Origin of the sequence: Spiroplasma endosymbiont of 'Nebria riversi' (genome assembly GCF_018831625.1) — a bacterium.
Classification (GTDB): domain Bacteria; phylum Bacillota_I; class Bacilli_A; order Mycoplasmatales; family Nriv7; genus Nriv7.
Genome location: NZ_CP065193.1, coordinates 841692 through 857460, shown reverse-complemented (window position 1 = coordinate 857460; position 15769 = coordinate 841692). Strand labels below are relative to the sequence as shown.

At 27.0% G+C, this 15769-nt stretch carries 13 protein-coding genes and 2 pseudogenes; 12 read left to right on the top strand and 3 right to left on the bottom strand.

Features of this window, described 5'->3' with window-relative positions; genetic code table 4:
* Positions 1–36 precede the first annotated feature (36 nt).
* The 4 genes from hisS (at position 37) to I5Q57_RS05450 (ending at position 5321) form a co-directional block, all read left to right on the top strand.
* Positions 37–1314 (top strand): histidine--tRNA ligase, encoded by a 1278-nt coding sequence (gene hisS / locus I5Q57_RS05465; RefSeq protein WP_215825585.1) that lies wholly within the window; start codon positions 37–39, stop codon positions 1312–1314.
* On the top strand, positions 1314–2999 hold the full coding sequence (gene aspS, locus I5Q57_RS05460) for an aspartate--tRNA ligase (RefSeq protein ID WP_246534672.1): 1686 nt from the start codon (positions 1314–1316) through the stop codon (positions 2997–2999). The genes hisS and aspS overlap by 1 nt, the downstream gene beginning before the upstream one ends.
* 68 nt (positions 3000–3067) lie before the next feature.
* Positions 3068–5092 (top strand): transketolase, encoded by a 2025-nt coding sequence (gene tkt / locus I5Q57_RS05455; protein ID WP_215825584.1) that lies wholly within the window; start codon positions 3068–3070, stop codon positions 5090–5092.
* Position 5093: 1 nt separating this feature from the next.
* The gene (locus tag I5Q57_RS05450) at positions 5094–5321 is read left to right on the top strand and encodes a YneF family protein (protein WP_215825583.1); all 228 of its coding nucleotides are present in this window, start codon (positions 5094–5096) and stop codon (positions 5319–5321) included.
* 685 nt (positions 5322–6006) lie between these two features.
* Here the strand turns inward: I5Q57_RS05450 and I5Q57_RS05445 are convergent.
* The 3 genes and pseudogenes from I5Q57_RS05445 to I5Q57_RS05435 form a co-directional block, all read right to left on the bottom strand.
* Positions 6007–6252 carry a hypothetical protein gene (locus I5Q57_RS05445; protein WP_215825582.1) on the bottom strand — a complete coding sequence of 82 codons (246 nt, stop codon included), beginning with the start codon at positions 6250–6252 and terminating at the stop codon, positions 6007–6009.
* A 9-nt stretch (positions 6253–6261) separates the two neighbouring features.
* Positions 6262–6588 (bottom strand): hypothetical protein, encoded by a 327-nt coding sequence (locus I5Q57_RS05440; RefSeq protein WP_215825581.1) that lies wholly within the window; start codon positions 6586–6588, stop codon positions 6262–6264.
* 245 nt (positions 6589–6833) lie between these two features.
* A pseudogene (locus tag I5Q57_RS05435) lies at positions 6834–7943 on the bottom strand (IS3 family transposase).
* A gap of 54 nt (positions 7944–7997) precedes the next feature.
* Between I5Q57_RS05435 and I5Q57_RS05430 the strand changes: the two are divergent.
* The 8 genes and pseudogenes from I5Q57_RS05430 to prfA all read left to right on the top strand — a co-directional run bounded on the left by I5Q57_RS05430 (position 7998) and on the right by prfA (position 15768).
* A complete protein-coding gene (locus tag I5Q57_RS05430; protein ID WP_215825580.1) occupies positions 7998–8168 on the top strand; it encodes a hypothetical protein in 171 nt (56 codons plus the stop codon).
* A gap of 69 nt (positions 8169–8237) precedes the next feature.
* A complete protein-coding gene (locus tag I5Q57_RS05425; RefSeq protein ID WP_215825579.1) occupies positions 8238–8741 on the top strand; it encodes a transposase in 504 nt (167 codons plus the stop codon).
* Positions 8742–9065: 324 nt separating this feature from the next.
* Positions 9066–10361: a hypothetical protein gene (locus I5Q57_RS05420; RefSeq protein WP_215825578.1), complete on the top strand. Its 1296-nt coding sequence runs from the start codon at positions 9066–9068 to the stop codon at positions 10359–10361.
* Positions 10362–10758: 397 nt separating this feature from the next.
* A pseudogene (rpmE, locus tag I5Q57_RS09910) lies at positions 10759–10971 on the top strand (50S ribosomal protein L31); the annotation flags it as partial.
* A 221-nt stretch (positions 10972–11192) separates the two neighbouring features.
* Complete coding sequence (locus tag I5Q57_RS05410; protein WP_215825576.1) at positions 11193–13115, top strand: hypothetical protein; 1923 nt, start codon at positions 11193–11195, stop codon at positions 13113–13115.
* A 16-nt stretch (positions 13116–13131) separates the two neighbouring features.
* Positions 13132–14085 carry a DHH family phosphoesterase gene (locus I5Q57_RS05405; protein ID WP_215825575.1) on the top strand — a complete coding sequence of 318 codons (954 nt, stop codon included), beginning with the start codon at positions 13132–13134 and terminating at the stop codon, positions 14083–14085.
* Positions 14085–14738, top strand: coding sequence for a thymidine kinase (locus I5Q57_RS05400; protein WP_215825574.1), 654 nt, complete (start codon positions 14085–14087; stop codon positions 14736–14738). The genes I5Q57_RS05405 and I5Q57_RS05400 overlap by 1 nt, the downstream gene beginning before the upstream one ends.
* Positions 14689–15768: a peptide chain release factor 1 gene (prfA, locus tag I5Q57_RS05395; protein WP_215825573.1), complete on the top strand. Its 1080-nt coding sequence runs from the start codon at positions 14689–14691 to the stop codon at positions 15766–15768. The genes I5Q57_RS05400 and prfA overlap by 50 nt, the downstream gene beginning before the upstream one ends.
* The last annotated feature ends 1 nt before the right edge of the window (position 15769 follow it).

Here is a 15769-nt window from a genome sequence, read left to right as displayed (position 1 = left end):
AATTAGTAGTGAAAGTAAGTCTAAGGAGAGAAATGTATGGAATATAAAGCCCCCAGAGGTACTAATGATATTTTACCAATTCAAAATAAACAACGATATAAATTACAACAAATTTTACGAGATATTGTTAAAAAATATAATTATGAAGAAATTAGTACGCCAATATTTGAACATTATGAATTATTTCAAAGAACTGTTGGTATTAATAGCGATATTGTTAGTAAAGAAATGTTTAACTTTCAAGATAAAAAAGGTCGTGAATTAGCGCTTCGTCCTGAAAATACAGCGCCAATTGTTAGAGCAGTAATTGAAAATAAATTAGTTGATGTTTTAGGATTACCTTTAAAATTATTTTACTATGGACATATGTTTCGCTATGAGCGACCACAACGAGGGCGTCAAAGACAATTTACGCAATTTGGTGTGGAAGTTTTTGGTAAAAAAACTATTTATTTAGATGCTGAAATTATTTGTTTAGCAATGGATATTGTTAAATCGTTAAAGATTAATAATATTATTCTTAAAATAAATTTTTTAGGAGCAAAAGCAACCCAAAATAAATATCAACAAATTTTAAAAACATTTTTACAAGATATAAGCACAACATTATGTGAGGATTGTCAAAGAAGAATTACTAAAAATACCTTGCGAGTATTAGATTGTAAAATTGATCAAAATATTAAAAATTTACCAATAATTAGTGAAACTTATTCTGTTGAAGAACAAGAATATTTTACAAGATTAATAAAGTTATTGGATAATTTAAAAGTTAAATATGAAATTGATAGTAAATTAGTTCGCGGTTTAGACTATTATAATGATATTGTTTTTGAAATTATTAGTTTAGAGACGGGTGTTGAAGGACAGAATACATTAATTGGTGGTGGTCGTTATGATAATTTAGTTGAGGAATTATTAAAAAATCAAAAATCAGTTCCAGCAATTGGTTTTGCAATCGGAATTGAAAGATTAATTAATGCTACTGAAAATCATTCAGAATTTATTAAAAAAATGCTTCCATTGGTTGATGTATACATTATTGCTTTAACCTCTACTGGTTATGAATTAGCAACTAATGTATTATTAACTTTAAGAAGTAATAATTTTATTAGTGATATGGATTATGAACAAAGGAATATTAAGTCTCAGTTTAATGTTGTTTCTAAATTAGATTGTCGTTTTGTTATCATTATTGGTGATAGCGAAGTTAAAGAGAATAATTTAACTATTAAAAATCAGGAAACTAAGGTAGAAGAAAAGATTAGTATTAATGAATTAATTAATTATTTGAATGCAAATAAGGGAGATAAATAATGAGAAGTCATAATTGTGGTGAATTAAGAGAAGAAAATGTTAATTTAGAAGTTAACCTTTGTGGTTGAGTTCATACAATTCGTAAACTTAATAATTTAATATTTTTAGATTTACGCGATCGTTATGGGATGACGCAAATTATAATTAATAGTGAAAATCCTAACTATGTTCTTGCTAAAAGTTTAAGCGCTGATGATGTTATTAAAGTTAATGGTATGGTAGTGCTTCGTAAATCTAAAAATAATAATTTATCAACAGGAAATATTGAAATTATTTGTACTAATTTAGAGTTAATAACTAAATCACAAGTATCACCATTAGATAATGAAAGTTTAGAGGAAACGCGTTTAGAATATCGGTTTTTAGATTTACGAAGACAAGTAATGCAAGATAAAATAATTTTGCGTCATCAAGTTATGCAAATAATGCGCAATTTTTTAAATAATAATAATTTTTTAGAAATTGAAACGCCAATTTTAGCAAGCGCAACTCCCGAAGGGGCAAGAGACTATTTAGTTCCGGCAAGAAATCAAAAAGGACATTTTTATGCGTTACCACAGTCGCCGCAAATATTTAAGCAATTATTAATGGTTGGTGGTTATGATCGCTACTATCAAATTGCTCGTTGTTTTCGTGATGAAGATTTAAGAAGTGACCGCCAACCAGAATTTAGTCAATTAGATTTAGAAATGAGTTTTATTGAACAAAAGGATATTATTAGTCTTTTAGAGCAAATGATGCAGGAAATAATGTTAAAAACTAAAAACATTAATCTAAAAATACCTTTTTTACAATTAGATTATGAAGTAGCAATTGATTTATATGGTAGTGATAAACCAGATTTACGATATGATTTAAAACTTATTGACCTTAGTTTAATGAATACTAGTAGTAAAAAGAAAACTACTAAAGCAATTGTTGTTTCTCAGTTATTAACTGATTTACAATTAGCAGACCTAAAAGTTATTGTTAGTCAATATCGGGCGGGACAGTTAGAATATATTACTTATGACAATAAAGTTATTGCTTCAGAGTTATTATCTAATAATGCTGAAACTATCATTAATAATTTAGCAATTAGTAATCAAGCAACAGTTTTAATGATTACAAATAATTATGAATTGGCTTGTAATACAATGGGGGCCATAAGACAGGCTATTGCTAAACAATTAAATCTTTTTACTAATGAAGATTATCAATTTTTATGAGTTATAAATTGACCATTATTTGCTTATGATAATGAAAGTAAAAAATTTGTTGCTGCCCATCATCCTTTTACGCGCCCTAATATTAAAGATGAAATTGATTTTACTAGTAATCCGCTGTTAGTTAAGTCTCAGGCTTATGATTTAGTATTGAATGGTTATGAAGTTGGTGGTGGTTCAATGCGAATTCATAGTCTTGAAATGCAACAAAAAATGTTAGAGTTTTTACAAGTTTCTGTTGAAGAACAAAAGGAAAAATTTGGTTTTCTTTTGAATGCTTTATCCTATGGAGCACCAATTCATGGTGGTATTGCCTTGGGATTAGATCGTTTAATAATGTTATTAAGTAATAGTCATAGTATTCGTGATGTGATTGCTTTTCCCAAGAATAGTAAGGGTAGTGATATGTTAACGCATGCTCCTAGTGTTGTTAAACAAGAACAATTGAACATTTTGGGGTTAAATGTGGTAAATAGTTAGTAAAATATAGGTATTTTATGAAAAATATATTAAAATAAGTATGGTGAAAAGTAACAAGGAGGAATAATATGTCACAAAACCAATTTCAAAATGAAAACGATGATTATAATCGTGAGCAGTCAATTAATAATATTAAGATGTTAGGTGTTGAAGCTGTCAATCAAGCTAATTCAGGGCATCCAGGAATTGTTTTAGGAGCAGCTCCAATGAGTTATGCACTATTTAGTGAACATTTATATTGTAATCCGCAAGATCCCCAATGAATTAATCGTGATCGTTTTATTTTATCAGCTGGACATGGCTCAGCATTATTGTATGCGTTATTACATTTAAGTGGTTATGATATTAGTATTGATGAAGTTAAAAATTTTCGGCAATTGGATTCAATTACTCCTGGACATCCAGAAAGAAATTTAACACCTGGTGTTGAAGCAACAACGGGACCATTAGGACAAGGATTAGCAATGGGTGTTGGTTGTGATTTAGTAAGAACTTTTCTGGCCCATAAATATAATAAACCTGATTTTAATATTTTTGACTATCATACTTATATTATTTGTAGTGATGGTGATTTACAAGAAGGCATAAGTCAAGAAGCTATTAGTTTAGCAGGTCATTTAAAATTAAGTAATTTAATTGTTTTATATGACTCTAATGATATTCAATTAGATGGTCCAGTAAGTTTATCACAAAGTGAAAATACAAAACAGCGTTTTTTAAGTGCTAATTGAAATTATATTTTAGTTACTGCGGGTAGTGACTTTAAAGCAATTAGTCAAGCAATAAGGCAAGCTAAAGCGGAAACTGAAAAGCCAACTTTAATTGAAATTAAAACTATTATTGGTGTTGGCGCTTCAAAAGCAGGAACTAGCAGTGTTCACGGTGCCCCTTTAGGTGATGATATTATTAAGTTAAAAGAAAATTTAAAGTGAGATTATGAACCATTTTTTGTTCCTGATGATGTGAAAAATGATTTTAAAGTTAGAGTTGCGCAAAGAGGTCAACAACAACAACAAATTTGAAATCAAATGTGAACTGAATATGCTAATAAATATGTTACTGAATATAAGGAAATTAATGATACTTTATATCATAACTATAATTTTACTGCTAATGATTTTCAAGATATTTTAATTGAACAAGATATGGCAACAAGAGATTGTTCATCAATAGTATTAAAAACTATTAGTAAAAAATTGCCATTATTTATTGGTGGTAGTGCTGATTTATCATCATCAACAAAAGTTTTAGGAAGTGATGGATACTTTGCATCTAATAATTTACAAGGTCGTAATATTATGTTTGGCGTTCGCGAATTTGGAATGGGTGCTATTAGTAATGGTTTGCTATTACAAAAAACTGTTCGCTCATTTGTTGCTACTTTTTTAATTTTTAGTGATTATATGAAACCTGCAATTCGTTTAGCTTCATTAATGGAAATTCCTAATATTTTTGTTTTTAGTCACGATTCAATTGCTGTTGGTGAAGATGGGCCGACCCATCAACCGGTAGAACAAATTTCAATGTTAAGAGCATTACCTAACTTAAATGTTTTTCGTCCTTGTGATATGAAAGAAACAATTGCTAGTTATATTTGTGCATTGAATAGTAAAAATAAGCCTACAGCAATTTTAGTTTCGCGACAAAATTTACCGCAAATTATTTCTAGTGATGTTAATAAAGCATTAAAAGGCGGATATATTATTAGTCCTGAAAAATCACAATTAGAATTAATAATTATTGCTACTGGTAGTGAAGTGCAATTAGCATTAAAAGTTCAGCAACAATTACAAAAAGAAAATATTAATACTATTCGTGTTGTTTCTATGCCTTCAACAACTGTTTTTGATTGTCAAGATGTGACTTATAAGTTAGAAGTGCTTCCGCAGAATGTTAAAAAGATAAGTTTAGAAATGGCTTCAACTTGAGGATGACATAAATATGTTGATAATGGGATAACTTTTGGTATTGACAGATTTGGAATATCAGCACCAATGCAAGATATAATGAATAAATTAGGATTTACTGTTGATAATATTGTATTACAAGTTAAAAAATTATTACAAAAAGATAATATAAAGGAGAAAAGATAAAATGCCTTGATGAGCAGGATTGTTAATTGGTCTTGTTGGTGGTTTAGTAATGGGGGGGTTATTAGCATTTTTAATATCTAAAAAGATGTTTGAAAAGCAATTAAGAGATAATCCGCCAGTTAATGAAAAAATGATTCGAGCAATGTATATGCAAATGGGAAGAAAACCTTCCGAATCACAAATTAAAGCTGTGATGAATGCGATGCGTCGTAATCAAAAAAAACCTTAGAACTAATAAAATAATTTTTTAAACTGCCATATAATGGCAGTTTTTATATGGCAAATTTAGTTTGCAATAAAATATTTTAATTTTGTCGAAAACTCTTGATAAAATAAAAAAAATCATCAACTTGATAATTTTAAAAGGCTTTTATGTAAAATTACGGTCGCGTTTAGTTTTATTAGGTATTTTTAAAAAAAGAAAAAATAATCATTTACTATAAATTATTTATAAATTATTTCAATATGCAAATTAAGTATATATATCCTATGTATGATTTTTGTTGTAAAAAATTATTTTAATGTTGTTTTTATAACCTTTTATTAAAATTATGTTTGTTAATATTAAATATTTTTTTTATTACTTATTTTTAAAATAAAATGATAATTAAATTGTAATTACTTTTCTTTTAAAATTATTCAAATCTTTACCCACCTAACAAAACTTTATGCGTCCACTTAATACCAGTTATTAACAAATAAACGATTAATAATCAAAAATACATCTTAAGAACTACATTTTGAAAATCAAACAATATAAAATCTTTAAAAAACTCATCTGTGTTAGTTCGAATTTTTGTTAAAAATATTTAAATTAGAGTAATAAATCTATGAAATATAATAAAAAAATGTATAAAACCTAAAACGCTTTTAAATCATTTAATACCTAATATTTTTTTTAACTTTTTCATTTTTTAAATCTTTAAAATTAAATATATTGTTGATAAAATACAAATCGTTCCTAAAATTTGGAAAATCGGATGTTGAGAAAATAACCTTATCCTTGGTTTAAACAAATCTAAAATTTTAATATTACTTGATAGAACTTTATTAAAATATTCTAAACCCTCACGCACATAGGCTCATAAACCTAAAAAGTCATTTAAAGCAAAAATAGAAAAAACAGCAACAAGAATAAATAATATTATTAATTTAAACATTCTAAAAACCTACCTTTTTATTCGCCGTCCGTGTTGGTTAAATCACGGTCTATTTTTAGGGTTGTTATCACTAAATTTCTTAATTGGGCCACTAGATGATTTTTTCTTAGTTCCTCAATTAGCAACTGATTTTCGATATTTTTTACGAAAGCCAACTTTTAGTCGTTCAATATGAATACCTAAAATGCCACCAATTACAAGATTTATTACAAGCATAATTAGCGAAAAAATAATAATGCGAATATCTGTTCCAGGAATGGTTAAAGTTCAAATTAAATCAAAAACTTTATAAAACATATCGCCAATCAAACTAGCCATTTTTTCTAAGTTTTCCATTTTTTATTGTTCCTTTCATAGAGTAAAATAATGTTGTGGTTGATTGCGTTTTTAGTAGCAACAATATTAGAAAGGAGGTGAAATATGATAAATAGTCCAACCGCCGAAGAAGCTTCTTTAAAATTTTTAAAAGGCGCCTGAACTCTTGTATATAATATATTTGAGTTTTTATTTGGTTTTACACCAATAGCGGTTTTTTTCTGAATTATGATTGTTTGGTATGGCAACCCTTTTTTGGACACTTTTTATGTAGACTGTCATTTTCTAAATTCAACAGGCGTTAAATAATTTAAACTGCCATGTATTCTACGATTATTGTATCAATTAACAAAATCAAATAATTCGCATTTTAATTGTGTTAAATTTTCAAATTTTTTACCCTTGATAAATTCCGTTTTAAAAGTTTTGTAAGTTGTTTCAGCCACAGCATTGTCATAAGGACAACCCTTCGTACTCAATGATCTTTTAATATTAAAGGTTATTAAAATTTCATCAATGATTTTATTTTTGAACTCATTACCACGATCAGTATGAAATAAAGTTATTTTATTTAATGGTCGTGTTATTTTATGAAAAGCTTGTTGAACTAGTTCAGCGGTTTTGTTTGGTCCGGCACTATAGCCAATTATTTCTCGATTAAACAAGTCAATTAATAAACAAATATAATGTCATTTTCCTCCAACTTGCACATATGTTAAATCACTAACAACAACTTCATTAGGTTTTTTGTTATTAAATTGACGATTTAAAACATTACTAATTTGGTCATTATTAACCATTGTTTTATGATTACGATATTTTAATTTGGTGTATTTAGAAACCAAATTATTTTTGATCATAAGGAATCTGATTTTTCGACGTGATAAGATCATATCTTTTCTCATTAAAACAGCTTTAATTTTACGAGCACCATAAATTTTACGACTTTTATTAAATGCACTGATAACTTCTTCTTAATAATTATTAACATCGTACTTAACACAATTATTAGTTTGATAATAATATGTTGATTTTGCTATTTTTAATATTTGATACATTTTTAGTACGGGGGTATTTTTCTTTATTATTGTTAATAATTCCTATTTTTTGCCAATTATCAGGGCTACTTGCTTTAAAATGTCATTCCCCATTCGTAATTGTTGGTTTTCTTTTCGCGAGTAAATTAATTCATTTTCTTCGACAGTGCGATTATCTTGCACTTTAAATGACCCAAAATTATTAAAATTTTCAATTCACTGATATACGGCTGATTTTGAAATTCCGTATTCTTTAATAATTTCAACAATGCTTTTTCCGTTTTGATAAAACATGACAATTTGTTTTTTAAATTCATTTGAATATGAGTTTTTGCCCATTTTTATCTTCCTAATTTCTTAATAATTTTATTTTATTTGAAAGTCCACATAAATATGGTCCAACTTATTGGAACATATCCAATGGGACATAATTCAGAAGGAAAAAAATATTTATGTAAAAATTGCCGTGCAAGTTTTGACGCTTCTCGTAATCATTTTATTTATTGAAGTCATTTAAATTATGAACAATGAAATTTATTGATTCAAATTTCATTGGTGGGGTAATCTAGTAAAACAATTTCTCGTTTTATTAAAACTACATTAAAAACTGCTTGATATAATCGTCAAAAATTAATGAAATCAAAACAATTAGAAAATACCCAATTAAAATTTAAAAAATTATCTGGTAAAATCCAAATCGATGAAACATTTATTAAAGAAATTCATAAAGGAAATTTCAAACATAAAACTGATCCACAAAGAATTCACCTTGACCCATTCGCAACTAATACTAAATGCTGTATTCAAATGGCAGTTGATAATAATAACAATACTTATGTTAAATCCACAAAAACCAAACGTTTACAAAAACAATGAGTTATTGAAAATATGAACAAAGAATTAATTAACCAAAATTCAATTATTACTTCTGATATGCAAAAATTATATTTTTTATTAGCAAAACAAACAAATTCTACTTTATGTGTAACTAAAACAACAATTAATCCTGAAGCTAGTTATCGTAACTTAAATAAAATCAGTAAATTACAATCCAGTCTTAAAGGAGCCTTAATTTATTATCATGGTTTAGGTTTTACTAATATTCAAAATTATTTAAATCTCTGAAAACGAAAATAACAACATAAGGGTTTAACTCCAAACCAACAAACAGCGGTATTATATTTTAATGTATAAAAAATTAAAGTAAAAATAGTAATTTTACATAAAAGCCTTTTAAAATTATCAAGTTGATGATTTTTTTTATTTTATCAAGAGTTTTCGACAAAATTAAAATAATTTTTGTTGTGTAAAAATTCAATAATATGATAGAATGGTGATGAGTAAAAATGAAAATAACAAGAAAGGCGGGGTTAGTTTAGTAATTAAATAATATAATTAGCTGATTGTTTTATTTCTTCAAAACAATACCTAAGAAAACTAAACGCGACCGGGAGGGTAACAATGATTAAAAAAACACCATTAGTTGTTAATATTATCATCATATTGTTTTTATTAGTAGGGTGCAACGCTTTTAATTTTTATGATTATCAATTATCTAATGATAATGATTCGTTAATTAATTATAATTGTGCTTTTGAGGGTAAGAATGTTAATCTTAAAAGTGAGGGGTTAAAGTTAGAAGATACTTTTCATCGTTGGAATTTAGATTTTGAATCATGATTTGATGATGATGATTCAAAATATATGAAATATTTAACAACTATTAATAGAAAGAAAAACAATATTGCTGAAAGAAAAGCGTTACAATCTTGTTATAATGAGATTTTAAAAGTTTCTAATAAAAGTACAGAGCACTATAATAAGTACGAACAAAGTTCATTATTGTTAAGAGATTATTATTCAAGTTATGATGATTTAGTAAAAAATCTTGAAAATACTGACTTAAGAGATGGACAAAAACCAATGCTTGATTTGAAACTATTGGAACAAAAAATTGGTAATAATTCAAAATATTTGTTAGCGATGTATAATTATTTAAGTAAGTATTATGGTAAAAAAAATGTTGCTAAGTTATTAGTTGCCCTTTCGTTTACTAATAGTTTTGATTTCCAGACTGATTCAGAAAAGACCTTAGGGGTTACGGTTTTAGATTGACGATATGGTTATCAGTTTATTGCTTTGCGACCAAGTATTGTTGATAAAGATCATATTAAATCCCAATATTTTAATGGTCAATTTTCAACTAGTAATGTTACTACTGGGGTTATTCATGAGTATGGTCATGCGTTAGAAAACTTGTTAAATTTTTTTCCTGAGCAGTTAAATAGTAATATTTTACCAGATGAAACTAATGCTGCTGATGAAGTTCATTTAGATAAATGATTTAAAAATGGATTACAAAAATCTACTAATAAAAATCAAGCGTGATATAAAAAAGGGTGAAAATTAAAAAAAACAAAAATTTCTGCATCCCAAGAATTTGTTCGTTTTATTGCTAGTAAACTGGGGTATCTTCCAAGTAAGATTAAATTTATTGATACAAATGGCAAAATATATTTTTCTAATTCAGAAGCAAAAATTAGTGCTTTAGTATCAAAATTATTTGTTGATAGTAACTATGGTAAGTTTGTTAGTTTAAAAGAACAGTTTGCAGAGTTATTTAGTCAATGGTTGTTACAACCGATTAGTATGCCAAGCGATCAATTATCAGTTCGCTGAACAATACTCAATGAGTTTTTCTTGGAATACTTACCTAATAAGTATTATCAGATTATTGGAACAAAATTGCTTGCGTAAGCGATAATGTTGTTACCAACAAGATAGGTTAAAATACTTGGACGCATAAAGTTTTGTTAGGTGGGTAGATATTTGAATAATTTTAAAAGAAAAGTAATTACAATTTAATTATCATTTTATTTTAAAAATAAGTAATAAAACAAAATATTTAATATTAACAAACATAATTTTAATAAAAGGTTATAAAAACAACATTAAAATAATTTTTTACAACAAAAATCATACATAGGATATATATACTTAATTTGCATATTGAAATAATTTATAGTAAATGATTATTTTTTCTTTTTTTAAAAATACCTAAGAAAACTAAACGCAACCCAAATACTTCGCTGATTTTGTAATTAACATAATATATGTTATTATTTTATAGTGAAAATATTTTAGAGGTGGAATAATGAATAAAAAAGGTAAAGATAATGCTATTAACTATTATGAAGCAGAAATTACTTGTATAACATGTTCTAATGTCTTTACTGTTGGTTCAACTAAGGGAAAAGAAATTAGAGTAGACGCTTGTTCAAAATGTCATCCTTTTTATACTGGTCAACAACAATCAATGCGTGCTGATGGCCAAGTAGAAAAGTTTGCTAAGCAACAAGCAAAACAACAAGAAATTTTAAAGCAACAAATTGCAGATGCTAAAAATCAAAAACCAATCGTTAAAAATAAAAGTAAAAAAAGTGATAAGTTAAAAGAGGTATCATTAGAAGACTTGAAAAATTCTTTAAATAAATAGTTTAAAACTCACTAAAACAAATTATAGTGAGTTTTTTCGTATTATTTTTAGTTTGTCGTATAATGTAATGAGACTAAGAAATAGGTGATTTTGTGATATTAGAACTTAAGGATATTGTTGTTAAACAAAAAAATATTGTTATTTTGAAAAATATTTCCTTTAATATTTCTAATAATGATGTTTGTGTTTTAATTACTAATTCTTATGAAGAAAAAAGTGCTTTATTTAAAGCTTTTAAAGATGGTAAGAATTTAGAAACTGGGCAAATAATTTTTAATGAAGAAAACATTACAACACAATTAACAAAAAAACGACCGTTAGCATTAATTTTTCCACAAAAATTTCTTTTTTCAATTTTTTCAATTCCTTGAAAATTAACTAGTTTATATTTAAAAAATAAAAATTTTTATTTGCAAGCTAAACAAGATTATCGTGATGCTAAACATCATTTAAATGATTTAATTGATAATGGTATTAATCTTGATAAGAAAAAATATAAAGACCAGTTACGAGATTTTAATGAGAATTTTATTAAAAATAGTCGGATTCTTGAAGAAACACGGATTAATAAATATTATGAGTTTATTAACAAATTTCATCAAACAGCAATTAAACAAATTATGAATGATGTTAATGCTAATAATACTTCAATTTTAATGCAGAGATTTCAAAGTTGAGTTGTAGAAGCGGAGGAATTAACAATTTTAAATAGTCGGTTAACTTTTTTACAAGCTTTATGAGATAAAATTTTTATTTTAACAAGAATGGAAAAAAGTTGTCATTGTCATCAAGGACATAAGGAAAATAAGCGTTCATTTAAGATGAAAGAAGTAACATTTGTTGCTAATGAGTTTTTAGAAACTTTAGGTGGGGAAATTACTGAGTTAAGAAAAAATATTTTACAAGCGGAAATTGATACGAAAGCATATGCGAAAAACTTTTGAAAGTTAGTTAAAAGCATTGAATATCAACATAAAAATGCTGATTTTATTAGTTTAAAAAAAAGTAATAAATTTAAGCAGTGAAAAAAGGCAACAAGAGAATATTACAATGAATTTTATTTTCAACAAGGACAAATTATTAGTGAAATTTTAGTTTCAGAAATTAAAATGCTTCAAGGAAAAATTATGAATGAAACCTATATTTATCATCAATTGCTTTTAAATGGTTTTGATAAAATTAGTGTAAAAAAGTTTAAAAATGAAGTTCATACTGCTAGTAGAGCAGTTATTAGGGTTCGTCAGCAAGCTTGATTACAAGTAAAGAATATTATTGATGATATTGATTTAAAAGGCTTAAAGTTTAGTTTTATTTGACAATTTACGGGTTGAGATCGGATTAAGTTGCAAATTGTTATTGCTCTTATTCAACAAAAACGATTACTTATTATTGATGATACTTTAGTTAAACAATATAAAAATGAGTTTGGTCATTTAATTGAAAAACTTCAAAAGCATTATAATTTAACGATTCTTATTATTAGTAAATATGGTTATTGTGTTATTGATATTGCCCAAAAAGTTATTATTTTACAAAATGGCGATATTGTTCAGCAAGATACAAAAGAAAATATTATTGCTCAACCTTTTAATAAGGGTGTTTTACAGGCGATTAGCTCGCCACATTTAAATTGGTTTGCGTACTTTAATTATACTGAATCATGATTATTAATTGATAATATTAATATTGTCAGTTTAAAGACACTTTATATGGAAAATAAAAATTTTAGTTTTAATGTTGGTATTTTACCAGAAAAAATTGTTCCTGATTTTTACAAACATAAAATAAAAGTTATTAATAAGCAACCCCTTTATGGATGAGTTATTAAGTTAAAAAAAATGCGTAAAGGTGATTGATTACTTGATGTAATTTTAAATGATAATAAAATTATTAAAGTAATAACTCCACCATCAAATAATAAAAAATTTTTAAAAGAAGAAATTAAATTTGATATTTTGTCAGGAGGTATTTATTTATTTGATAGTAAAACCGATCAATTAATTAAGAGATGATAGAGGATAATAATAAAAAATGACAAAGCAAATCTGAGATAAGATAAAAGAATATTCCACGGTAATAATTTTACGCCATATTAGTCCTGATGGTGATGCATATGGTGTACAATTTGGTTTAAAAAATTTAATTGTTGCTAATTTGCCTCATATTAGAGTTTTAACTGGGGGTGCTAGCTTATTAGACTTGAATTATATTGGTATCTGTGATGATGTTAAGGAAGAAGACTATCGTGATGCTTTAGTAATTATTGGTGATTGTGCTAATGCCGAGCGAATTGATGGTGTTGGTTGAGAAAAAGGAAAATATAAGATTAAAATTGATCATCATCCATTTTATGAACAATATGCCGATTTAGAGTGAATTGATGATGTGGTACCTTCAGCAAGTGAAATGGTAGCAAAATTAGCTTTAGATAATAACTTGCAAGTTACAAAGGAAGCTGCTAAAGCGATATTTCATGGAATGGTAACTGATACGGGGAGGTTTCTTTATGGTAATTTACGGGCAGAAACTTTTTTATTAGCAAATTTTTTAATGACAACGGGTTTTAATATTGAACAACTTTATAATAATTTGTATCAACGGCCAATGAATATTATTAAATTTCAAGCATTTGCTTTGAGTAATTTTAAGGTTACTGACAATGGTGTTGCTTTTTTAAAGTTAACACCTGATATTTTGAAAGAATTTTTAATTACTAAAGAAAAAGCTAATAATTTAGTTAATCTCTTAGGGAGTATTTCGGGAATACATATATGAGCATTTTGTAGTCAAGATGAAAATGATGAGTTTATTAAAATTAGTATTCGGAGTACTGGTTTGAGAATTAATGATTTAGCAGCAAAATATGGTGGCGGTGGTCATCATCGTGCAGCAGGTGTAAAAACTAATTCTTGACATACTGTTGATGCCTTATTAAATGATTTAAATTTGTTGGCAAAAAAAATTAATCAAAGTGAGGGTAAATAATGTACGTGCGTTATAAAGATGGATGAATTGAAGTAATTAGTGGTTGTATGTTTGCTGGTAAAACTGAGGAATTAATTCGTCGAATAAATATGTTATCATTTGCTAATAAAAAAATTCAAATTTTTAAACCATTAATTGATAATCGTTATGAAGAAGAAGAAATTGTTAGTCATAATAATAGAAAAATTAAAGCAATAAGAATTTGTGGTGCGCAACAATTAATTGAATTTTTAGATAATGATACCGAGGTTATTGCGATTGATGAAATTCAGTTTTTTACAAGTGATATTTTAATAGTTTTAGAACAATTAGCAGATCAGGGGAAGAGGATTATTGTTGCTGGTTTAGATAAAGATTTTCGTGGTGAACCTTTTAAATGTATGCCAGAACTATTAACGCGGGCTGAATTTGTTACTAAATTAGAAGCAATATGTGTTAAATGTCATTCGCCGGCAACAAGAACTCAAAGAATAATTAATGGGTTTCCTGCTAGTTATCATGACCCGATTGTTTTAATTGGTGCTAATGAATTTTATGAGGCACGCTGTCGTCATTGTCATATTGTTAATGATTATCCACAAACTAATATTAAGGAGAATAAAAATGAATGTCAAAACCCGAGAACGATTGGAAACAATGAAACATCGTTATAATGAAATTAATAGTTTACTAAGTCACTCCGATATTAATAATAATATTGAATTATTAACTAAGTTATCTAAAGAAAGAGCTAAACTTAATGATACAGTATTGCTATATATGAAATATCTTAGTATTGAAAGCAATCTTCAAGAAATTAAAAATATTTTTCAAAATGAAAAAGATGCTGATTTGTTAAATTTAGCAAAAGAAGAATTAAAAGGTAATGAAGAATCATTATTATTTGTTGAACAGCAGTTAACAATTGCATTATTGCCAGCAAACCCTAATGATGATAAAAATGTTATTATTGAAATTCGTGGTGCTGTTGGTGGTGATGAAGCTAATATTTTTGCTGGTGATTTATATCAGATGTATTTACGATATTGTGAATCACAAAATTGAAAAACAGAACTTTTGGATGCACGAATATCAAATTCTGGTGGTTTTTCGCAAATTTCATTTTTGATTAAAGGCGAAAAAGTCTATGCAAAAATGAAATTTGAAGCTGGTAGTCATCGCGTACAAAGAATTCCTAAAACCGAATCACAAGGAAGAATTCATACTTCTACAGCTACGGTTGTTATCTTACCCGAAGCTAGCGCTTTAGATGTTGATGTTAAACCGTCAGAATTAAAAATTGATACTTATCGGGCTTCTGGTGCCGGGGGGCAACATGTTAATACTACTGATTCAGCAGTGCGTATTACTCATTTACCAACTGGAATTGTGGCAACTTCACAAGATGGTCGTAGTCAACATGATAATAAGGATAAGGCTTTAAAAGTGTTACTTGCTAAAATTTATGAAGCTAAACTTGAAGCTCAACAAAGTGAAATGGGCAGATTACGAAAAATTGCTGTCGGTAGTGGTGTACGGGCAGAAAAAATTCGAACATATAATTATCCTCAAAATCGTGTTAGTGACCATCGGATTAATTTGACATTAAATAAACTTGATCGAATTATGCTGGGTGAACTTAATGAGATTATTAATGCTTTAATTGACGATGAACAAAAAAGAAAAATGGGAATGGAAGATTAGT